We start from the raw sequence: 22,706 nt of genomic DNA on the forward strand, positions 1-22,706 counted from the left end.
AACATTAACTACTGTCAAAAGTACAAAGATTTAATCAATAAAAAAACCACTCACTTTCGTGAATGGTTTTAATAAAATTTGAACTACTAAAAAATAAATTATTTTGCTTTTTTAGCGTATTTGCTGTTGAATTTATCAATACGTCCAGCAGTATCGATAAGTTTTGATTTACCTGTGTAAAATGGGTGAGATGTTCTAGAAATCTCCATTTTGTAAACTGGATATTCAACTCCTTCGTGAGTAATAGTTTCTTTTGTTTCTACTGTAGATTTAGTAATAAAAACATCTTCGTTTGACATGTCTTTAAAAGCAACTAATCTGTAATTTTCTGGGTGAATTCCTTTTTTCATGATAAATCTTTTATTTTATTGAAGTAGTTTGTTTTGAAGCTTTCTTTTTGAAAGGTGTAAACTAGCTACAACTTTTTGTTATTGTTCTTTTTTAATTTGAGAGTGCAAAAATACAACTTTTTTGCAATAATCAAAGCGAAGTGTAACTTTTTTTAAATAAAGCCAACTTACTGTTAAGTAATAATGGAATTACTATATTTGTTGTTTAATTTAAATCAAAACTAAAATGGATGCAATAATCAAGAAAAACGCTATTAACTTTGGAATAATCTCTGGTTTAATTGGAATTTTGTCAACTACAATCATGTATATAACTGATTTGAAGTTGTTTGTAAATATGTGGGTTGGATTTGGAATGTTGGCTATATGGATTATCATAGGCTGTGTTTTATTATCTAAAACAAAAAATGAGAAACAAGGTATTTTAAGTTTTAAAGAAGGTTTTACAGCTTACTTTGTTTCGGCTTTAGTTGGAATTTTAATGTCAACTGTTTTCAATATTTTTCTTTTTAACTTTTTTGATACAGCAGCAAGAGATACAGTAACTGAGCATTTAATAGAAATGCAAGTTGAGATGCTACAAAAGTTTAATACTCCACAAGAAAAGATTAATGAAGCAATTATTTCAATCAAAGAAAGTTCTCAGTTTTCAATAAAAGGTCAATTATTCGGAATTGCTCAAGCTTTAGTTGGTGCAATAATATTTGGGTTGATTTTAGCAGCATTCTTCAAAAGCAAACCAAAAGAACAGTTTTAATGAATTTATCCATAGTTATTCCGCTTTTAAACGAGCAGGAATCGTTACCCGAATTACACCAATGGATTGTCAAAGTAATGACAACTCATAACTATTCCTATGAAGTTATTTTTATTGATGATGGAAGTACTGATGATTCATGGGGAATAATCGAGCAGCTTTCCGCTGAAAATCCTAATGTAAAAGGAATTAAGTTTTTAAGAAATTATGGAAAATCCCAGGCGTTGCATGCTGGTTTTGCCAAAGCGCAAGGCGATGTTATCATCACGATGGACGCCGATTTGCAAGATAGTCCAGATGAAATTCCTGATTTGTACAACATGATTATAAACCAAAAATTTGATTTGGTTTCAGGATGGAAAAAGAAACGTTATGATAATGCCGTAACAAAAAATTTACCATCCAAATTATTCAATTGGGCTGCGAGAAAAACTTCGGGAGTTTATTTGAATGATTTTAATTGTGGATTAAAAGCTTATAAAAATGTTGTCATTAAGAATATCGAAGTTTCTGGAGAAATGCATCGTTATATTCCGGTTTTGGCAAAAAATGCTGGTTTTGGAAAAATTGGCGAAAAAGTAGTTATTCATCAAGCTCGAAAATATGGTGAATCAAAATTTGGTATTGACCGTTTTGTAAATGGTTTTTTGGATTTGATAACGATTTGGTTTTTATCAAAATATGGAAAAAGACCAATGCATTTGTTTGGAGCATTTGGTGTTTTGATGTTTTTAGTTGGATTTATTTCTACAGGAATCATCATTGCTTTGAAATTGATAAAATTGTATTCGGGTTATCAAACGATATTGGTTACCGATAATCCACTGTTTTATATCGCTTTAACAACAATGATTATTGGAACGCAGTTGTTTTTAGCTGGTTTTCTTGGCGAAATTATTTTGCGTACAAAGAATAATGAAGAACGTTATAAAGTTTCGGAAACGACGAATTGATGTTTTTTTAGTAAACAAAAAGAAACTAGTTTTAGTTTAAAAAAATAAGATTACTGATAAGTTTAGCCCTGATAGTAGCGGCATCCTTTTTATCTCGTTTTGAAAAACGAGATGAAAAGATAGAGCGAATAGCAGGATTAGCTTCTGAAAAAATAATAAGAATATGCATATTGAACAATCGATTTTAGATAAAGTAAACGAATGGTTAACGCCAACATTTGACGATAAAACGCAAGAAGCTATCAAGGAAATGATGACTTCTTCTCCGAAGGATTTGGAGGAAAGTTTTTATAAAAATCTGGAGTTTGGAACGGGAGGAATGCGAGGAATTATGGGCGTTGGAACCAATCGTATCAACAAATATACGTTAGGTAAAAACACGCAAGGTTTATCGGATTATTTAAAAAAATCATTCCCAAAGGAGCAACTAAAAGTAGCGATTGCTTATGATTGTCGTCACAACAGCGATACTTTGGGAAGAATTGTTGCTGATGTTTTTTCGGCAAATGGAATTACGGTTTATCTTTTTTCGGATATGCGACCAACGCCAGAGTTGTCTTTTGCGGTAAAACACTTGAATTGTCATGCTGGAATTGTATTAACAGCTTCACATAATCCGCCGGAATACAATGGATACAAAGTATATTGGCAAGATGGTGGACAATTAGTTCCGCCGCAAGATGGTGAAATTATTGAGGTAATTGAAAACTTGAATTACAGCGAAATTAAATTTGAAGCCAACGAAAGTTTGATACATTATGTTGATGAAGCTGTTGATGAAGCTTTTGCGGAATCGACAGTGAAAAATGCTTCGTTTAACACTTCGGCTTCGGCGAGAGAAAATCTACGAATTGCTTATACTTCACTTCACGGAACATCGATTAAAATGGTTCCAAAAGTGTTGGAAAAAGCTGGTTATACCGATGTGAATATCGTTCCTGAACAAGCGGAACCAAACGGAAATTTCCCAACGGTAAAATCTCCAAATCCGGAAGAACCAGAAGCGTTGACGATGGCTTTGGCTTTAGCTGATAAAATAAATGCGGATATTGTTTTTGGAACTGATCCTGATAGCGACCGACTTGGTGTTGCCGTTAGAAACAACGAAGGCAAAATGATTTTGTTGAATGGTAATCAAACGATGGTTGTCATGACGCATTTTTTATTGGAAGAATGGCGAAAAGCAGGAAAAATTACGGGTAAAGAATTTATTGGTTCGACTATTGTTTCTACGCCAATGATGCTTGAATTGGCATCGGGTTTTGATGTGGAATGCAAAGTAGGTTTGACAGGATTTAAATGGATTGCTAAATTCATCAAAGATTTCCCTGAGTTGAAATTTATTGGCGGTGGCGAAGAAAGTTTTGGGTTTATGGTTGGCGATGCTGTTCGTGATAAAGATGCTGTTGGCGCGATTTTACTAATGTGTGAAATTGCGGCGCAAGCCAAAGAAAACGGAAGTTCGGTTTATAATTATTTGCAACAAATGTATGTTGACTTTGGTTTTTACAAAGAATATCTAATTTCGTTGACCAAAAAAGGTATTGAAGGTGCAAATGAAATCAAGCAAATGATGATTGATATGCGCGATAATCCAGTTTCTGAAATTAATGGACAACGCGTGATAATGGTGGAAGATTATCAAAACTCAACTGCAAAAAATTTATTGAGTGGAGAAATTGAAAATCTGACTATTCCAAAATCGGATGTGTTGATTTATTATTTGGAAGATGGTTCTAAAATTTGTGCGCGACCAAGTGGAACCGAACCAAAAATTAAGTTTTATTTCAGTGTGAATTGTGCTATCGATAGTATTAATGATATTCCAGAAGCCGAAAAACAATTGGATCAAAAAATTAAAAATATCATAGCTGAAATGCAGTTGAACTAATGGATGAAAATTTAAAGAAAATAATTCCTTTTGCAAAAAAGTATAAGTCCAATGTTATTGGAAACATAACTTTCAACATACTTTATGCGCTTTTTGGAACTTTAGGAATGGTTTTTATTATGCCAGTTCTTTCGGTTTTGTTTGACGAAAGAAAAAAAGATGTTATAGAATTACCTGAATACACTGGTTTTATTGATGCTGTAGGAAATTGGCAAGATTACATCGCCTACTATGTAAAGCAATTTTCAACTGAATATGGTGTTCAATATGGCTTAATGTTTACTGTTGGAATAGTTTTGATTACTTTTTTACTGAAAAATTTATCCAATTATCTAGCGCTTCAGCATTTAACCAAAGTTAAAAATGGTGTTTTACGTGATTTGCGTGAAAAAATGTTTGCAAAAATTGTGTCATTACCTGTTTCGTATTACTCTGAAAAAAGAAAAGGTGATGTAATGGCAAGAATGCTTGGTGATGTGAACGAAGTTCAAAATTCATTTTTTATGATTTTGGAACTTATTGTTAAAGAACCGCTAACTATTGTGTTTTCGCTAATTGCAATGGTTTCAATTAGTTGGAAACTGACTGTTTTTGTATTTATTTTTATTCCAATTTCGGGTTTGGTTATTTCAAAAATAGGAAAATCATTAAAAGGAAAATCAACCAAAGCTCAACAAGAAAATGGCTATCTAATATCAATCACCGAAGAAACTTTAACGGGTTTGAAAGTGGTTAAAAGCTATAATGCCGAAAACTTTTTTTCCAAAACATTTAACGATTCTATTAATCGTTTGTACAAGTTAACCAATTCTATAGCCAAGAAAAACAACTTAGCTTCGCCATTGAGTGAATTTATGGGGATTTTGGTTATTGGTGTTTTATTGGTTTATGGTGGAAATCTAGTTTTAGTTGAAGGTTCATTAAAAGGTTCTGATTTTATTGCTTACATTGGATTAGCCTATAATATTTTAACGCCAGCAAAAGCCATTTCAAAAGCATCGTATCAAGTTAAAAATGGATTGGCTGCGGCAGAACGTGTTTTTGAAGTTTTAGAAGTAGAAAATTCGATTACCGATACTGAAAATGCAAAAAAATTAACATCATTTAATCAAAGTATTGAGTTAAAAAATATCACGTTTGCCTATAACGACGAAGCTGTTTTGAAGAATTTTTCTTTAACTATTCCAAAAGGAAAAACAGTTGCTTTAGTTGGACAATCGGGTTCAGGAAAAAGTACGATTGCTAATTTGCTAACGCGTTTTTACGAAGTAAATCAAGGCGAAATTTTAATAGACAATCATAATATAAAAGAGGTAACAATGAAGTCGCTGCGTTCTTTAACTGGTTTGGTTACTCAAGACAGCATCATGTTTAACGGAACGATTAAAGACAATATTCGATTAGGAAAATTAGACGCAAGCGATGACGAAATTATTGAAGCGTTGAAAGTTGCCAATGCTTATGAATTCGTAAAAGATTTGCCTAGTGGAATTGAAACCAATATTGGCGATAGCGGAAATAAGCTTTCTGGCGGACAAAAACAACGTCTTTCTATTGCGCGTGCGGTTTTAAAAAATCCACCGATTATGATTTTGGACGAAGCAACTTCCGCATTAGATACTGAAAGCGAAAAATTTGTACAAGTGGCGTTAGAAAATATGATGCAAAACCGAACTTCGGTTGTTATTGCGCATCGACTTTCAACTATTCAAAAAGCAGACGTAATTGTGGTGATGCAAAAAGGAGAAATCGTTGAACAAGGAAATCACGACGAACTTATTGCAAAAGACGGAATGTATGCGAGGTTAGTTTCTATGCAGAGTTTTGAGTAAAAATTACTGTTTTATCAATCTCTTTTTTGTCAATCTGACGAAGGAAGATTCTCCGTAAACTATTCAAACATATAATTGATAAAACTTAAATGAGGATTAAGTGATTTTATCAATGCTATTTTTTTATTTCTAGTCCAACCTTTTAATTCTTTTTCTCTAGCAATTGCTAATTGAATCCATGTGAATTTTTCATAATAGAGTAGGAAATGAACATTATATTTTGATGTAAAAGAAGTTGGGTTTAAATTCTCCGAATGTTGCTGAAGTCTAATTTTTAAATTGTTAGTAACTCCAATATAAAGAACAGTTTTTGCTTTATTAGTTAGAATATAAACGTAATATGTATGATAACCTTCTTGAAATTCTAACATATTTTTCTCAATAATATAGAGATGCTTCCTTCGTCAGCATGACAAAGATTGTTGATTAATTCACCTGAAATTCTTCAGCTTTCCATTCTTTGGAAGTTAAATTAACAAAGCTGTACACAATTTTATCATTGCTATCAAACTCGCCGTTTTTGTTTGTGTCTTCTACAGCTCTAAAATAAATTCCGTTTTTTGCAGAAACATATTTCCAGTCGATTAATTCCTGAAAATCTTCGGTTAGTTTGGTAAAGTTTTTACCGTCAATTGAACTAATGTATAAGGATTTAATGTCAGCATCATTAAGTTTTCCGTCTTTATTTGTATCCAAATCTTCCAACACATAAACCATCAATTGTTGTTTGGTTTTATCAGCATGGTTTTTCAAATAAGTTGCCGATTGTATCAAAACATTTTTATCAGTTAAAGCATAAATGGTGTCTTTGCCAATTTCCTGAAATTTCAAATTATCTAAATAACCCGTAATTTCATATTCGCCATAATTGGAAATGGCATAGCTTATGTTTTTATCACTTTTGCTTGAAGCATAACCTTGTTTTTTGAAAAAATTCAAATCGCCAATAGGAAAAATCAAAAAATTAGTTCCTTCCATATGAACTGGTAAGTCAGCAATATCAGCTTTTGACGTATCAACTTGAGGTTTTGCTTGCGATTTAGGTTGGGTTTCATAAATCACTTTTGGTTTTTCTTGTTCTTCTTTTTTACAAGAAACAAAAGCCAAACTTACTATCAGAAAGAAAAAAATGTTTTTCATAACAAATGAATTGGTATTCAAAAATAATGATTTATTTCTACAATTTCACACTCAACTTCAAATTGAAAACACGAGTTGTCATAAAATTTGGAATTCCGTATTGGTTTTTGGTATAAGCATCACGAACCCAAGTGTTAGTAATCGCATTTTGATTGTTGAAAATATTAAAAATTTCAAAGCCAAGAGACAAATCCTCAAAACGTTTTAACCAATGTCCATCAGGTCGTTCGTTGTTTTTTTCGGTTAAAACATACGAGAAACCAACATCAGCACGGCGATAATCTCTCAAACGACTTTGATACGTATAAACATCTGCATAAGAAGGCGAACCGCCAGGCAAACCAGTGTTGTAAACCAAATTCATGTATAATTTCATACTAGGCAAATTTGGCATATAATCTTGGAAAAGTATTCCAAATTTCAGTCGTTGATCGGTTGGACGAGCAATATTTCCTCTACCGTTTTGATTTTCTTCGGTTTTCATATAACCAAAACTCAACCACGATTCGGTTCCAGGAACGAATTCTCCATTCAAACGCATGTCTAAACCTTGCGCATAAGCAGTTGCATCATTATTTGCGCGATAACGAATTCTAACATTTTCTAATGTATAAGTATTGACATCAGTCATCGATTTATAGTACAATTCTGTAACCAATTTAAATGGACGATTGTTCATTTTGAAATTATAATCGTTGCTTGCTACAAAATGTATCGATTGTTGCGCTTTTACATTTGGATTAACCACACCATTCATATCTCTTAACTCGCGATAGAACGGCGGTTGATGATAAAATCCGGTCGCAAATCGGAATATCATATCTTTTTCCCAATTTGGTTTTAAAGTCAATTGCGCTCTTGGACTAACCGTAGTTTGGTTTTTTGAATTCGAAATATTATCGCCAGTTACTTTCCAATGATGAGCGCGAACTCCAAAATTGAACCAATAATCCGTTGAACCAATTTGGTCTTTAAAACTCCATTGCGCATAACCCGAAAGTCGATTAATGTCAATAAAATTGGTTGCTCTAACATTTTGATATGGAACTAACGGACCAATATAAGGATTGTAAGGTTGATCGTTTCCAGCGAAATTCAAATTTGGCGGATTGATTGAAAATCCTGCCGAATCAATTACTTCCCATTCTACAATTCGATCGCGAATATTTTCACGAGTGTATTTAAAACCCCAATCAATTTGGTGCTTTTTGTTGTTGAGTTGGTGAACACCTTTAATTTCTGCATTGACGATTAAAGCATCCAAATCATTTCGAGCATGATTTAATTGTGTTCCAATGCCTTGACTAAAAGTAACTTCGCCTAACGTTTCGGAACCAATATTGGTATCAACATCGCCTAAAAAATAAGCGGCAAAAATATCAAAATACTCTTGTTCTTTGGTATGATAAATTGAACTTATGAATTTATAGGTATTGTTTTCATCGGCATTAAAAACCGTTTTGAAAGCACCAAAAAGAGTTTCGTATTTGTCATTTTCTTGTCCTTCATAAAAAACTTGCAATGCAATGGGTTCGTCAATGGTTCCAAAATTAGTCTGACGTGTCAACGGTTGGTAGTTGTACACATTTCGAGATGCATTTCCTAAAAAACTGAAATTCCATTTGTCATTTGGAGTAAAATTCACAATCGATTGTACGTCCATAAACGTTGGACGATAGTTGGTTTGCGTTTCTTGACTATTAACCAAAAGTGAATTGTCTCGATAACGAACTCCTGTAATATTGGACCATTTTTTATTTTTGGAAACCAAATCGGCAGTTATACTTCCGCCAAGAAAACTAGCTTCGGCAGCCAATGCAAATTTTTTCGGTTGACGATAGGTAATGTCCAAAACCGAAGACAATTTATCGCCAAATTTAGCTTGAAAACCTCCAGCCGAAAAGTCCACATTTTGGACCATATCGGTATTGGTAAAACTCAAACCTTCTTGCTGACCAGAACGAATTAAAAACGGACGATAGACTTCGATTTCGTTTACATAAACCAGGTTTTCATCATAGTTTCCACCACGAACGTTATAACCAGAACTTAATTCGCTATTCGAATTTACACCAGGTAAAACCTTCAAAACACTTTCTATTCCAGGCATTGCACTAGGATTTTTTCTGATGACTTCGGGTTCGATACTTGTAATTCCTTGAACTCGTCTTCGGCTACTGGTAATCACCACGTCGCTTAGTTGTTCAGCTTTATCAGACATGACAATATGATATTCAAATTCCTCATTAGGTTTTAGTTGCAATGTTGCTGTTATGTTTTTTAGTGCAACGTGTGTAAAAACTAAAACTACTTTTTGATTTGCTGGAACGGTAATCGTGTAAAAACCATTTTTATCAGTAACGGATGATTTCGAAAGATAGCTAACGTTAACGTTTTCAATGGGTTTGCTATTTTCGTCTAGCACTATTCCAGCTACTTTTGCGGTTGCGTTTTGCGAAAATGATTTTATACAAAGGATAAAAAATAGGAACGAAAAGAATAAATGTTTTGTTTTCAAACTATAGTGTTATTGTTTTTGACTTCTATAAAAATGTGTTTCAAATATAGTAGAATTTCCAACATTATCGGTAACTACTACTTTTAAATCGTTTTTCCCTTCGGCAACAATTCCGTCAGAAAACTTATGAGTTAAACGTTTCAGTTTACTTTCATATTCCAATAGAATCCATTTTCCATTGAGGTAACCTTCATAACTTTTTATGCCAGATAAATCATCAGAAATGGTTAAATGAATTGTTTTTCGGTCGGAAATCCATTTTTCTGCTATATTTTTTGCCAAAATTATTTCGGGAGAAATAGTGTCTTTTACTAACCGATATTCGCCCAAAGTTTTGGTGTAAATTGAAAACGTATTTTTATAGCGTTTTGTTGTGTAGTGATTTATTTTTTTTCCGTCAAAAAGACCAATGAACATTTTTTCTCTATCTTTTTCTGATGAAATGCTGTCTTCAAACGCAATTTGAAAACTAGAATGCGCCGGAATAAAATCGCGATGTACTTTTACAGTGTTATTTTGGACTTCAAAATCCATATAAAAATCGTCATAAAATGTATTGGTTGGTATAGTTACGGTAACATTTTCTAATGAAAAAATATTATCACGTTTAGTTTTTACATGATATTTTGATGTTTTTGGTTTTTCTGCAACAACTGATGATGTATTTGAAAATGAAATTGGAATGCAAATTCTCGATTTGTTTCCATGAAAATCAGAAACTTCAATTTTGTAAAGTTTTGTTAAGTTATTAGTTACGTCAATAATTCCAGAATTAACATCGGTTTTAAGAATACTCAATGGATACAAATTTACAGCAAACAATTTTTGAATACGCTGTTTTTCATTTTTAAAACGTTCGTAATCAATCAAAGCATTAATGTATCGCGTTTCGTCAAATGAAAAAGTGTCAAAAGTATAACCAAAACTCAAGTTTCCGTTTAGAAACGTTTCCACTTTAAAAGCGCCATTTGTATTCCACGAAACATCATCATAATCGTTTACTACAATTCCAAAACCAATTTTTCCATTGGCAGCAATTTTTTCGGCTAAATAATCGCCATTAATTTGTTGATCATATGTTAAAAGCAAAGGTCTTTTTGACTGATTTACTATCGAGTTTTCATCGATTGGATACACATACAATCCCATGAAAAATGGTTTCTTGGTATCTTTTATTTCAGTGTCAAATCCAAAATACATCGGATTAATTATTTTTTCGGATGCTGTATCTCTAATTTCAAAATGCAAATGCGGACCATCTGAACCACCAGTATTTCCAGATATTGCAATGATTTCGCCTTTTTTTACCAATAAATCTGTTGGCTGCAAAAGCAATTCAATTTCATAAGATTTGGCTTTGTATTGTTCGTTAATAATAAATTTTTCAATTTCTCCAAAACCCGATTGCAAATGTCCATAAACGGTTGTGTAACCATTTGGATGCGTTATGTAGATTGCTTTTCCATAACCGCCATGCGTAATTTTTATTCTCGAAATATAACCTTCGGCTGCGGCATACACATTCAAACCTTCTTTTTGTTGTGTCTTAAAATCAAAACCAGCATGAAAATGATTGGAGCGCAATTCACCAAAATTTCCCGACAATTGCAACGGAATATCAAGCGGAGAGCAAAAATAATCTTTCGGATAATTATCTTGCGCATAAAAAGTTAGCGAATAGAAAAATAGGATTATAACATTTTTCATACTAAATGTTTTTGCTAATATAATAAAAAAGTACGTAATAAATTACATTAAAATAAAGAAACTAACTAATTAAGAAACAATTTCTTAAACAAGTTTTTAGAATAAACAATAAATAATGAAAAAAATTATTGCATTACTAAAATAGAATACTAACTTTGTGAATTAAGAAACGAAAATCCCATTTGGATGAGTGAAGTTGCAGAAATAATTGATTCTGTTGAAGGTAGAATTCAAAAGCTGTTCGAAAAAATGAATAGTTTACAAGTCTATACTTGTCAATTGGAAACAGAATTAAAGAAAGCTGTAACAACTATCGATACTCAATCACGAGAGATTGAGCAATTGAAAGGAGAAACAAAATCGTTAAAAATGGCAAATTCGTTACTTGGCAGTGAAGACAATAAGAGAGATACAAAACTGAAAATAAATTCATTAATTAAAGAAATCGATTATTGCATAGCGCAACTATCAGATTAATGCTATGAGTGAAAAGCTTAAGATAAAAATATCAATTGCCGACCGAGTTTATCCGCTAACTGTTGATCCGTCACAGGAAGAAGGTTTGCGAAGTGCTTCAAAGAAAATTGATACTATGATTAAGCAATTTGAAGAAAATTATGCTGTTCGTGATAAACAAGATGTGTTAGCTATGTGTGCTTTACAATTTGCATCACAAGTGGAACAAAAACAATTGAACAATGCAATTGATGGAACAGAAACAGCAGAACGATTGACAAAAATTAATGATTTATTATTGGAATATCTCAATAGAAAATAATACGTTCTTATACATAAAATTAAAACACTGCCTACATTAGATTTTAATTGGTAAACTCAACACTAACAAATTAGAATGAGCAAATCGTCGCTACTAAAGTATGCCTCTATATCGGGGAAACTTGAACAGCGAGTTAGCTCAAAACTTGTCTTTACGAGTTTATGCATTCACCTAATGTAGGCTTTTTTTATACCTAAAACACAAACAAAAAATGGAAATTACATTTATAATACTCGCCGCGATAGTTGGAATTGGTGGAGGATTTGGAATAGCAAAGTTTTTAGAAAAAAGCAATGTTTCTAACCTAATCAAAAATGCAAAAAAGGAAGCAGCATCAATTTTAAAAGATGCTAATCTTGAAGCAGAAAACATAAAAAAAGATAAATTACTTCAAGCAAAAGAAAAATTTTTAGAGCTAAAATCGGAACATGAAAAAGAGATTTTAGGCAAAGACAAAAAAATTGCTGAGGTAGAAAAAAGAATTCGCGACAAAGAGTCACAGGTTTCAAATGAATTGTCAAAAGCTAAAAAAGTAAATGACGATTATGAAAATAAAACCAAAGAATACGAAGCAAAAATTGAACTTCTTGATAAAAAACAACAAGAATTAGAAAAACTTCACAAAAGCCAAGTGGAGCAATTGGAAGTTATCTCTGGACTTTCGGCGGATGAAGCCAAAGAACAATTGGTTGAGAGCTTAAAAGCTGAGGCAAAAACCAAAGCGATGTCGCATATTCAAGATACCATTGAAGAAGCAAAATTAACAGCACAACAAGAAGCTAAAAAAGTTATCATCAACACCATTCAACGTGTTGGAACCGAAGAAGCAGTTGAAAACTGTGTTTCGGTTTTCAATATTGAATCGGATGATGTTAAAGGAAGAATTATTGGTCGTGAAGGAAGAAATATCCGTGCGCTTGAAGCTGCAACTGGAGTTGAAATTATTGTAGATGATACGCCAGAAGCTATTATTCTTTCTTGTTTTGATCCAGTTAGAAGAGAAATTGCTCGTTTATCATTACATAAATTAGTTACTGACGGAAGAATTCACCCGGCGAGAATTGAAGAGGTTGTTGCTAAAACAACAAAACAAATTGACGAAGAAATTGCCGAAGTTGGAAAACGTACTGTTATCGATTTAGGAATTCATGGTTTACATCCTGAGTTGATTAAAGTTGTGGGAAGAATGAAATACCGTTCATCTTATGGACAAAATTTACTGCAACACTCAAGAGAAGTTGCTAAACTTTGTGGAATTATGGCAGCCGAACTAGGCTTGAATGTAAAGCTAGCTAAACGTGCTGGACTTTTACACGATATTGGTAAAGTTCCAGATACAGAAAGCGATTTACCACACGCATTATTAGGTATGCAATGGGCAGAAAAATATGGTGAAAAAGAAGAAGTTTGCAACGCTATTGGTGCGCATCATGATGAAATTGAAATGAAATATTTAATTTCTCCAATTATTCAAGTTTGTGATGCTATTTCGGGGGCAAGACCTGGCGCAAGACGTCAAGTTCTAGATTCGTATATCCAACGTTTGAAAGATTTAGAAGGAATTGCTTTTGGTTTCCAAGGAGTGAAAAATGCTTATGCCATTCAAGCTGGACGTGAATTGAGAGTTATTGTAGAAAGTGAAAAAGTTTCTGATGAAATGGCTTCAAACCTTTCTTTTGAGATTTCTCAAAAAATCCAAACTGAGATGACTTATCCAGGTCAAGTAAAAATTACTGTTATTCGTGAAACTCGTGCAGTAAATATTGCTAAATAATAATATTACTATAATTACAAAAAAATAGCAACCTTTATGGTTGCTATTTTTTTTAGTTACTAAATATTTCTTTTAAATCGTCAGCGGTCATTGGTTTTAGATAATAATTTTTGACTTCGCTTTGATAATTTTTAGCTTTATTTTTATCAGTTGAATCGTCAGAAGAACTAACTATATAGATAATTATTTCTTTGGATAATTTATCTTTTATCGCTTTGAATTCTTCTAAAAATTGCCATCCATCTAGAATTGGCATGTTGATATCTAAAAGAATTAAATCGGGAGGATTTTCTCCTTTATTGAGTTTTGTTTTTATTCCTTCAATAGCTTGTAATCCGTTTTCAAAAAACTTTGGCGTTACGTTTATATTATTGTGTACTAGTAATTTTTTTATTATAAAGTGAAAAATTTTATCATCGTCAACTACAAAGACATCGTTAAATTTCATTATTAAAAAATATTTTAAAAGTTGTACCTATATTTTTTTTGCTCTCTACTTCTACCTTTCCTCCCATCGATTCTATTTGGTTTTTGGTAATGAATAATCCTATTCCTCTTGCATCTGGATTGTTGTGAAAAGTTTTATACATTCCAAAGAGTTTTTCTCCATGTCGGTCTAAATCTATACCTAATCCGTTATCCTTTATCTTTAGGACAAACTTATCGTTTTCTTTTTCTAAATCATAATATATTTCAGGAATTCTATCTGGATGCGAATATTTGATTGCGTTTGTAGTGAAATTCAAAAGAATACTTTCTAAATAAGAAGGATTGAAAGGTATGCTGTAATCTTTTGGAATTTTTTTATAAATCTTAACTTTATTACTATTGATTTCTTCTCCTAATATTGCTAAAACTTTGTTTAAATAAGAATCAAGATTAAGCTTTTCCTTTTTAAGCGACATGTTATTATTGATATCAACTAATTCTTTTAAATGCTCTATCGTTTGATGTAAAGCATTTGAGGAAGTTCTCAAATACTGAAAAATTTCAGCTATACTGTTCTGATCATTTTCTTCTTCAACTAAATCTAAAAGCATTTTAAAATTACTTGTATGAGAATTTAAGTTGTGAGAAACTATATGAGCAAAGTTTAATAATCGGCTGTTTTGCTCATTTATAATTTCTAAAGTTTTCTTAAGCGCTTTTTCCTCTTCTTTTTGTTGGGTAATATCAGTATGTGTACCAATAATTCTTAATGGATTACCATTTAAATCTCTCTCAATTACTTTTCCGCGACTCAATATCCATTTATATTTTCCTGATTTGGTGAGCATTCTTTTTACATTTTCATAATATGGAGTTTGATTATTAATGTGTAATTCAAATTCTTTTTGATAGTCATTAATATCATCTGGATGTATTCTATCATCCCATTTTTGATGAAAATCGACAACATCATTCTCTTCTAATTCTAACATTTTCATTGATTGTGAAGAGTAAAACACTTTGTTTGTTTTTAAGTTTAAGTCCCAAACTCCTTTGATTGAAGCTTCCATGGCAAACTGAAACCTTTGTTCAGAAACTTTCAAATCTACTTCTAACTGTTTTTCAACTGTTATGTCAGACATTCTACCTGTCATTAGTATAGTATCAAAGTCGCTATGTTCTACATTTGCTACTGCTTTGAACCACCTTAAGCCTTTGGATGGCAAAATTGCTCTAAATTCAAAAGACCAATTTGACTGGTTTTGGTTAAGTTTTTGTAAAGATATTAACATTGCATCAAAATCATCAGGATGAATTTTTTCGCGAAATACAGTAGTTATATTAAAGTTTCTAACTTGTTCTTTAGTTAACTCAAAATAATTTATAACAGCCTTATTGAAGAAAGTAAAAGTCAAAATTCCTGAGGAAGAATATGACAACTGAAAAACTAAATCAGGTAAATTGGATATCATTTTTTTAAAAAAATAATTATCGCGCTGATTTATTTCTCTTATAGGAGAAAAATTATTAATCATAGTTTATCGGTTAAGTTAATTTGCTTATAATTACCTACAATGATTTGGGAAAGAATTGTAGGTAATATTCAAATGTAGTAAAAAAATATCGATAAACTACGTTTTTCTCGGATGAAATGCGTTTATTATTTGTTCTAAATGTTTTTTATCGAGATGAATATAAATTTCTGTAGTTGTAATTGATTCGTGTCCAAGCATGATTTGAATGGAACGTAAATCGGCTCCATTTTCGAGTAAATGTGTTGCAAATGAATGCCTTAGAGTATGTGGACTTATTTTTTTTTGTAGATTAATTTTTGTGGCTAAGGTTCTAATTATTGTAAAAATCATTGCTCTTGTAAGCTGTTTACCATGTTGATTTAAAAAAAGTGTGTCTTCGTGATTTTTAGCAATTTGCAAATGGTTTCTTATAGTTCCTTTATATACTTGTATGTATTTTTGAGTTGATTTAGCTATTGGAACAAAACGTTGTTTGTTTCCTTTTCCTGAAACTTTTATAAAACCTTCGTCGAAAAAGAGGTCGGAGATTTTTAAATTTACTAGTTCTGAGACTCTTAGTCCGCAACCGTAAAGTGTTTCTATTATTGCGCGGTTTCTTTCGCCTTCTTTTTTTGATAAATCTATTGCTTTTACTAGATTATCTATTTCATCGATTGAAAGAGTATCTGGGAGTTTTCTTCCTATTCTTGGAGTTTCTATCAATTCCATTGGGTTGTTTGTTCGATAGTCTTCAAAGATTAGATAGTTGAAGAATGCTTTTAGTCCTGATAGTATTCTTGCTTGAGAACGTGCGTTGAGTTCTTTTGAAATGGTATAAATAAACTGTTGGACCGTTTCGTCTTGAATAGCGATTGGTGAAACGGAGATATTGTTTTGTTCTAAATAACTACAAAGTCGTTGTAAATCGAATGTATAGTTATCGATGGTGTTTTGAGATAAACCACGTTCTAGTTTTAAGTAGTGTTGAAAGCTTTTTATGTATTGGTTCCAGTTCATTATATCATGAGTAGCTTGTTTTTTAACTGTACTGTGTGGTTTTTGTTTATTTATTGTTGTTTAGTATCTGTTTGTAGATGTTTATTTCTTTTGAAAGTTCTGCTATTTGTTCTTGTTGCTGGATTATTGTATCGTGGAAAGTTGTATTGTTTGCGTTTTGAATGTTTTGGGGTAAGTATTGCATAATATCGGCAAAGAGGTTGTGCTCTATAGCGATGCTTATGTTAAATAGTACTTTGGTTTGTAGGCTTGATTGGTGAAAATAGTTACTAATTGTTGGTTGTGATACCTTCATTCTTCGGGCTACTTCTGAGAAGGATATTTTTTTTTCTATTATTCTTTTTTTTATGAGTTCTCCCATGTGTGGTAGTGTGTTCATAGTTTCTGATTTTTATACGATTTAATTAAAATGCATTTCAATTTTGATGCTTTTAGTTATAATAATATACAATATTAGTAAAAAGCTAATAAAATTTAGCATAAAGCTAATAAAACTTAGCTTAAAGCTAATTTTATATAGTTTAAAGCTAATTATATATAGTTTAAAGCTAATTATATATAGCTTAAAGCTAATGATGTATAGTTTAAAGCTAATGGGGTATAGTTTTAAGCTAATGATGTATAGTTTAAAGCTAACGGGGTATAGTTTAACTCTAATAGATATTAGCTTGAAGCTAAATAGTATTAAAAGAAATTGGTATTATTTTGATTTGATTTTATTGCATAAAAAAACCTCTCCGAATGGAGAGGTTTAATTTATTAATTAACTCTGGTTATTAGAATTTGTATGTAAGACCAAACATTACATTGCTAAAGTCTAAACCTAAATCAAAAGTATTTGTTTTGTCAACACCGTTTCCTCCGTTATCGTCAGAAGAGTATCCTAAAACACCGATTGAAGTTTCTAAAGCAAATTTGTCAGAAACAAAGTAGTGGAAACCTGGAGCAAAACCAATGTTAAATCCTTTGCTCTCTGTGTCTACAGCATTAACAGTACCATCTAATTCAACTTCGAATTCAGAATTGTTAGATGTAATGTCTACACCTAATTGTGCAAATAAAGAAAATTTAGAAGATGGAGTTACATAGTAACGACCGAAAGCACCAAAAGAAGTTTGAGTGTTAGTAGCAGAAGCACCATCATCAATTTTTTGAGTTTCGTAACCAATTGCTAAACCTAGAGCGATGTTGTCATCTACAAAGTAAGCAGCTCTTGGAGAGAAACTTAAGTTGTTTTCTTTGGAATCACCTGTTTTTGAAGATGAAATTCCTACTGAACCAGAAATAAATACATCTCCTTTAGCAAAACCTTCTGAAGCAGCTTTGTCTTGAGCGTTAGCAAATCCGAATGCGAAAATTGCCGCTACACTTAAAATAATTTTTTTCATGTTTGTTTAATTTTAAAATTTAAGTATACCAAATTTATATTTTTAATTTAATAAGAATTAAGGGGTGCTTTACAGTTATTAACAAGGTTATCAACAGTTTTTAACATTAAAATAGTTTGTTTACAATTGATTAGAAATAAATCAAGGTTTTTAACAAAAAAGGGATATTTTGAAAAAGTATGGTTTTTAGGGAAAATATACTAAAAGTACTATACAAAATTAGGATGTTTTACGTTTATATTTGTATCACTATAAATTTTGAAAAACATGAAGAAAATTTTGTTTGTTATGTTATTGTGTTTCGGGATGAACACGGTAAATGCTCAGATGTTAAAGTTTGGTTTAAAGGCTGGTGCTAACTTTTCTACTCTTGAAGGTGATGGAGTTGATGGTTCTACTTATACTAGCTTTCATTTTGGAGCTGTTGCAGAAATAAGTTTGCTTGAGAATTTATCGTTACAGCCAGAGCTTTTGTATTCTTCGCAAGGAACGAAAGTTGATGAGGCAGGAATTAAGGAGATTAATTATAACTATGTTACTGTTCCTGTTTTGGCTAAATTTTATTTAACGAGTAAGAAGTTGAGTTTAGAAGCTGGACCGCAGTTTTCGTTTTTAGTAGATCAAAATGTTGAAGATCAGTTTGAGGCAGAAAGTTTTGATTTTGCTGGAGCTGTAGGTTTGGGTTATAATATTACTGACAACTTTTTTGCGCAAGCGAGATATGTTATGGGTTTGACTGAGGCGAATAAAGATGCTGAAGTGACTAATAGAGTTATCCAATTATCGGTTGGGTATCGATTTTAAACTGATTTAGAAGTTATTTGTATAAACCGTTGTCCAATTGGCAGCGGTTTTTTATTTTTACTCAAAATACTTTATATGAAAATTATTATCATCAACGGTCCGAACTTAAACTTACTAGGAAAACGTGAGCCTGAAATTTATGGTAGTCAAACTTTTGAGGATTATTATAATCAATTGAAAGTTGAATTTCCTGCTGTTGAATTGGCGTATTTTCAGAGTAATATTGAAGGCGAATTGATTGATAAAATTCAGGAAGTTGGGTTTAGTTATGATGGTATTATCTTGAATGCTGCGGCTTATACACATACTTCTGTTGGGATAGCCGATGCCGTGAAAGCGATAACAACTCCAGTGATTGAAGTTCACATCAGTAATACTTTTGCTAGAGAAGAATTTAGGCATCATTCTTTTATTTCGCCAAATGTTAAAGGAATAATAATTGGTTTTGGAATGAAAAGTTATGAATTAGCTTTACAATCGTTTTTGTAAAAGTAATGCAACCCTTTTACATTTTTATTCGTCTATCAATTAAAATCTAAATTCTCTTTCATGAAAAAAAACTTTACGCTACTATTTTTATTCTTTGCCATTATTTCACAAGCCCAAATTAAAGGTGTTGTGAAAGATGTAAACGGAAAGCCACTGCCGTTTGTCAATATTTTTGAAGAAAACACTTATAATGCTACGACTTCAAATGAGTTAGGAAAATTTGAACTCAATATTAAAACGCCCGGAAAGCATGTTGTTATTTTTCAATATCTGGGTTATAAAACCGCTAAACAGGTTGTAGATGTTAATGAAAATTTACAGCCATTGGACATTGTTTTGCTGGAAGAAGAAATTTCGTTGAACGAAGTTGTTGTTAATATTAATGATAATCCGGCGAATGAAATTATTCGAAATGCTATCAAAAACAAAAAGGAAAATTCTAAAAAAACTGGTAAATACACGGCCGATTTTTACTCAAGAGGTATTTTTAGGGTGAAGAATTTACCGAAAACTATTTTGGGACAAAAGCTAGATTTTTTTGATGAAGTAATCGATTCAACTCGAAGTGGAATTTTATATTTATCTGAAACGGTTTCAAAAGTTACGTTCCAAAAACCTGATAAGTTGAAAGAAGTAATTCTAGCCTCAAAAGTTAGTGGCAATGATAGTGGGTTTAGTTTTAACAGCGCTTCATCGGCTAATTTTGATTTTTATGAAAACTATTTAGAATTTGATGCTAATGTAGTTTCGCCAATTGCTGATAATGCATTTAATTACTATAAATACAAATTTGAAGGTTCTTTTTTTACAGAAAATCGACAACAAGTTAATAAAATTAAAATCATACCTCGAAGAGAAACCGAGCCTGTAATGTCGGGTTATATCTATATTGTTGATGATACTTATGCTGTTTATGCTGTTGATGTATCCTTGACTGGAAAGCAAATGCAAAATCCTGCGTTGAATACGTTGAATTTAAAACAAAGTTTTAGCTACAATAATAACACTAAGATTTGGACAAAAAACACACAAACTCTTGATTTTGATGCTGGAATGTTTGGGGTAAATATGTCGGGCGGATTTACTTATGTATTTTCTAATTTTGAGTTTCCAGAGCAATTTGAGAAGAAAACGTTTACTGCCGAAGTTATCCGTTTTGAAGAAAATGCTAATAAAAAAGAAGATAGTTTTTGGCAAACCATTCGTCCAGTTCCATTAACTGATGAAGAAGTTAAGGATTATGCCAAAAAAGATGCGCTTCAAGAAAAGAAAAAGTCAAAAGTTTATCTAGATTCTATAGATGCCAAGAGAAATAAATTTGGTATAATGGATGTTTTGAATGGTTATTCTTATTCGAATTCCTATAAAAAATGGACTATCAATTATAATGGACCAGCTTTGAACACTAGTTTCAATACGGTTCAAGGTTGGAATACCAGCGTTGGTTTGTCTTTCTTCAAAAGAAATGAAGACAAAAACACCTATTATCAATTTGGAACTAATGTTGGTTATGGTTTTTCGGATGAAGCGTTTCGACCAACGGCTTATTTTTCGGCAAAATTGAGTAATAAATCAAAATCCTATCTTACGGTTTTTGGAGGGAATTCGGTTAATCAGTTCAATCCTGAAGAGCCAATTTCAAAATTAGTAAATACCGTAAGCACCTTGTTTTTCAAAGACAATTACATGAAATTGTATGAAAAGAATTTTGCAACGGCAAGTTTTTCGAGAGAAGTTTTCAATGGGTTGAACATGACTGCGGCTGTTGAATATGCAGAAAGAAAACCGCTTTTCAACACTACTGATTATACTTTGATTAAAAATGACGATTTATATACTTCCAATAATCCGTTATTGCCACTAGACGAAACTGTTGCAGCTATCGACAGACACAATTTAGTAAAACTGAATATTGCTGGTAGAATTAAATTTGGGCAAGAATACATCACGCGTCCTGATGGAAAATACAACCTTGGAAATGACAAATATCCAACACTTCTTTTTGGATATGAAAAAGGATTTGCTTCCAATAATGACAACTATAATTATGATAAAGTAACGGCAAGAATTACCCAAAACTTAACCCTTGGCAACAAAGGTGAAACTGGAATTAACATAAGAGCAGGAAAGTTTTTTAATGCGGAAAACATTTCATTTGTAGATTATAAACATTTTAATGGAAATGAAACGCACGTTTCGATTGGAACATCGTTTATCAATTCGTTTAACCTTTTGCCGTATTATGCTGCAAGTACAAATGACAGTTATTTAGAAACACATTTTGAACACAACGACAAAGGTTATATCATGAATAAAATTCCGTTGTTGAACAAACTGCAATCAAAATTGATGCTTGGGTTTAAAAACTTGGCAGTTCCAGACAGAAAGCCTTATCAAGAGTTTTCGGTTGGTTTGAGCAACCTTGGTTTTGGAAAAGTTAGGATATTCCGAGTGGATTATGTTCGCTCTTATCAAGGCGGATTTCAAGGCGATGGCGTAATGTTTGGAATTAATTTTTAAATAAAAAACACATCATATCCAAAACGGATTAACGTTAGGATTACTACAAAAAGGAAAAACTTTCTAATGAAGGCATTTCCTTTTTTTATTGCCAATTTTGCACCGATAAATCCGCCAAGTGCATTGCAGAACGCCATTGGAATAGCAATTGCCCAAATGATTTTTCCTTTTAAAACAAAAAGACAAATCGAGCCAAAATTAGTTGCCAGATTGACCATTTTGGCATTGGCAGAAGCATGAAGAAAATCAAAACCTAAAATAGTTACGAAACCTAGAACCAAAAAACTTCCTGTTCCTGGACCAATAAATCCATCGTAGAAACCAATAACTATACTAATAGCAATGGCTAGAAATAGTTGTTTTTTTTGACTAAAATCTTTTTCTTGATGTTGTCCAAAGTTCTTTTTGGCAAAAGTATAAATGGCTATACCAATCAAAACCACTAAGAGCAATGGTTTCATAAAATCGTTACTCACTTTGGTCAACAAATAAGAACCAAAAAATGCAGAACCAAAAGCAACTATTGCCATTGTGGCTAGTAATTTCCAGTTCATAGTTACTTTTTTTAAGTATTGAAAAGCGGCAAAACTTGTTCCGCTGAATGCTGGGATTTTTAGAGAACCAATAACATTCGCCACAGACAATTGTGGCAACAATATCATCGTTACTGGCGTTTGAATTAAACCGCCACCGCCTACGATAGCATCAACAAATCCTGCAAAAAATGAAGCAATACAAAGAATAACAATTATGTAGGTTTCTATGATCATGATAGTAAAAAACTAAAAACCATTAAGAAATTAAGAAGATTAAGAAAAACTTAATGAAACTTAACACCTTAATGG

21 protein-coding genes are annotated in these 22,706 nt (G+C 32.0%); 10 read left to right on the forward strand and 11 right to left on the reverse strand.

The window, feature by feature from the left end; translation table 11 throughout:
• Nucleotides 1–98: 98 nt before the first annotated feature.
• Complete coding sequence (locus tag IAI56_RS01840; protein ID WP_169523122.1) at nucleotides 99–350, reverse strand: type B 50S ribosomal protein L31; 252 nt, start codon at nucleotides 348–350, stop codon at nucleotides 99–101.
• Nucleotides 351–576: 226 nt separating this feature from the next.
• Between IAI56_RS01840 and IAI56_RS01845 the strand changes: the two genes are divergently transcribed.
• From IAI56_RS01845 to IAI56_RS01860, 4 genes are all read left to right on the forward strand, one after another.
• Nucleotides 577–1,107 (forward strand): DUF4199 domain-containing protein, encoded by a 531-nt coding sequence (locus IAI56_RS01845; RefSeq protein ID WP_187656257.1) that lies wholly within the window; start codon nucleotides 577–579, stop codon nucleotides 1,105–1,107.
• Nucleotides 1,107–2,060, forward strand: a complete 954-nt coding sequence (locus IAI56_RS01850; protein WP_187656258.1) for a glycosyltransferase family 2 protein — start codon at nucleotides 1,107–1,109, stop codon at nucleotides 2,058–2,060. The genes IAI56_RS01845 and IAI56_RS01850 overlap by 1 nt, the downstream gene beginning before the upstream one ends.
• A gap of 163 nt (nucleotides 2,061–2,223) precedes the next feature.
• Nucleotides 2,224–3,951, forward strand: a complete 1,728-nt coding sequence (locus IAI56_RS01855; protein ID WP_187656259.1) for a phospho-sugar mutase — start codon at nucleotides 2,224–2,226, stop codon at nucleotides 3,949–3,951.
• Nucleotides 3,951–5,783, forward strand: a complete 1,833-nt coding sequence (locus tag IAI56_RS01860) for an ABC transporter ATP-binding protein (protein ID WP_187656260.1) — start codon at nucleotides 3,951–3,953, stop codon at nucleotides 5,781–5,783. The genes IAI56_RS01855 and IAI56_RS01860 overlap by 1 nt, the downstream gene beginning before the upstream one ends.
• 59 nt (nucleotides 5,784–5,842) lie before the next feature.
• Here IAI56_RS01860 and IAI56_RS01865 read toward each other — a convergent pair whose 3' ends face one another.
• From IAI56_RS01865 to IAI56_RS01880, 4 genes are read right to left on the reverse strand one after another with little or no spacing between them, the layout of a single operon-like run.
• Nucleotides 5,843–6,154, reverse strand: a complete 312-nt coding sequence (locus IAI56_RS01865; protein WP_187656261.1) for a GIY-YIG nuclease family protein — start codon at nucleotides 6,152–6,154, stop codon at nucleotides 5,843–5,845.
• 55 nt (nucleotides 6,155–6,209) lie between these two features.
• A complete protein-coding gene (locus IAI56_RS01870; RefSeq protein ID WP_187656262.1) occupies nucleotides 6,210–6,923 on the reverse strand; it encodes a hypothetical protein in 714 nt (237 codons plus the stop codon).
• 37 nt (nucleotides 6,924–6,960) lie between these two features.
• A complete protein-coding gene (locus IAI56_RS01875; protein WP_187656263.1) occupies nucleotides 6,961–9,441 on the reverse strand; it encodes a TonB-dependent receptor in 2,481 nt (826 codons plus the stop codon).
• Nucleotides 9,442–9,450: 9 nt separating this feature from the next.
• A complete protein-coding gene (locus IAI56_RS01880; RefSeq protein WP_187656264.1) occupies nucleotides 9,451–11,148 on the reverse strand; it encodes a M23 family metallopeptidase in 1,698 nt (565 codons plus the stop codon).
• 186 nt (nucleotides 11,149–11,334) lie between these two features.
• Here IAI56_RS01880 and IAI56_RS01885 point away from each other — a divergent pair, with 186 nt between their 5' ends.
• The 3 genes from IAI56_RS01885 to rny all read left to right on the forward strand — a co-directional run bounded on the left by IAI56_RS01885 (nucleotide 11,335) and on the right by rny (nucleotide 13,700).
• Complete coding sequence (locus IAI56_RS01885; RefSeq protein ID WP_187656265.1) at nucleotides 11,335–11,625, forward strand: hypothetical protein; 291 nt, start codon at nucleotides 11,335–11,337, stop codon at nucleotides 11,623–11,625.
• A 4-nt stretch (nucleotides 11,626–11,629) separates the two neighbouring features.
• Complete coding sequence (locus IAI56_RS01890) at nucleotides 11,630–11,926, forward strand: cell division protein ZapA (protein ID WP_187656266.1); 297 nt, start codon at nucleotides 11,630–11,632, stop codon at nucleotides 11,924–11,926.
• A 211-nt stretch (nucleotides 11,927–12,137) separates the two neighbouring features.
• Nucleotides 12,138–13,700: a ribonuclease Y gene (gene rny, locus IAI56_RS01900; RefSeq protein WP_187656267.1), complete on the forward strand. Its 1,563-nt coding sequence runs from the start codon at nucleotides 12,138–12,140 to the stop codon at nucleotides 13,698–13,700.
• 52 nt (nucleotides 13,701–13,752) lie between these two features.
• Here the strand turns inward: rny and IAI56_RS01905 are convergent, their stop codons facing one another.
• From IAI56_RS01905 to IAI56_RS01925, 5 genes are all read right to left on the reverse strand, one after another.
• Nucleotides 13,753–14,148 carry a response regulator gene (locus IAI56_RS01905; protein WP_187656268.1) on the reverse strand — a complete coding sequence of 132 codons (396 nt, stop codon included), beginning with the start codon at nucleotides 14,146–14,148 and terminating at the stop codon, nucleotides 13,753–13,755.
• Nucleotides 14,138–15,601 carry a sensor histidine kinase gene (locus IAI56_RS01910; protein ID WP_239106999.1) on the reverse strand — a complete coding sequence of 488 codons (1,464 nt, stop codon included), beginning with the start codon at nucleotides 15,599–15,601 and terminating at the stop codon, nucleotides 14,138–14,140. Before IAI56_RS01910 ends, IAI56_RS01905 begins: the two co-directional genes overlap by 11 nt.
• 159 nt (nucleotides 15,602–15,760) lie before the next feature.
• Nucleotides 15,761–16,660, reverse strand: coding sequence for a site-specific tyrosine recombinase XerD (xerD, locus tag IAI56_RS01915; RefSeq protein ID WP_187656270.1), 900 nt, complete (start codon nucleotides 16,658–16,660; stop codon nucleotides 15,761–15,763).
• A gap of 46 nt (nucleotides 16,661–16,706) precedes the next feature.
• Nucleotides 16,707–17,039, reverse strand: coding sequence for a hypothetical protein (locus IAI56_RS01920; protein ID WP_187656271.1), 333 nt, complete (start codon nucleotides 17,037–17,039; stop codon nucleotides 16,707–16,709).
• Nucleotides 17,040–17,436: 397 nt separating this feature from the next.
• Entirely contained in the window at nucleotides 17,437–18,048 is a 612-nt protein-coding gene (locus tag IAI56_RS01925) for an outer membrane protein (protein WP_187656272.1), read from the reverse strand.
• 267 nt (nucleotides 18,049–18,315) lie between these two features.
• Here IAI56_RS01925 and IAI56_RS01930 point away from each other — a divergent pair, with 267 nt between their 5' ends.
• The 3 genes from IAI56_RS01930 (at nucleotide 18,316) to IAI56_RS01940 (ending at nucleotide 21,861) form a co-directional block, all read left to right on the forward strand.
• Complete coding sequence (locus IAI56_RS01930; RefSeq protein WP_187656273.1) at nucleotides 18,316–18,852, forward strand: porin family protein; 537 nt, start codon at nucleotides 18,316–18,318, stop codon at nucleotides 18,850–18,852.
• Between the two features lie 75 nt (nucleotides 18,853–18,927).
• Nucleotides 18,928–19,341 (forward strand): type II 3-dehydroquinate dehydratase, encoded by a 414-nt coding sequence (aroQ, locus tag IAI56_RS01935; protein WP_187656274.1) that lies wholly within the window; start codon nucleotides 18,928–18,930, stop codon nucleotides 19,339–19,341.
• A gap of 60 nt (nucleotides 19,342–19,401) precedes the next feature.
• On the forward strand, nucleotides 19,402–21,861 hold the full coding sequence (locus tag IAI56_RS01940; protein WP_187656275.1) for a DUF5686 and carboxypeptidase regulatory-like domain-containing protein: 2,460 nt from the start codon (nucleotides 19,402–19,404) through the stop codon (nucleotides 21,859–21,861).
• On the opposite strand, the gene IAI56_RS01945 is transcribed toward IAI56_RS01940, so the two are convergent.
• On the reverse strand, nucleotides 21,858–22,625 hold the full coding sequence (locus IAI56_RS01945) for a sulfite exporter TauE/SafE family protein (RefSeq protein ID WP_187656320.1): 768 nt from the start codon (nucleotides 22,623–22,625) through the stop codon (nucleotides 21,858–21,860). The genes IAI56_RS01940 and IAI56_RS01945 overlap by 4 nt on opposite strands.
• Nucleotides 22,626–22,706: the final 81 nt, after the last annotated feature.

The sequence above is a fragment of the Flavobacterium macrobrachii genome (assembly GCF_014486675.1).
Classification (GTDB): Bacteria; Bacteroidota; Bacteroidia; order Flavobacteriales; family Flavobacteriaceae; genus Flavobacterium; species Flavobacterium macrobrachii.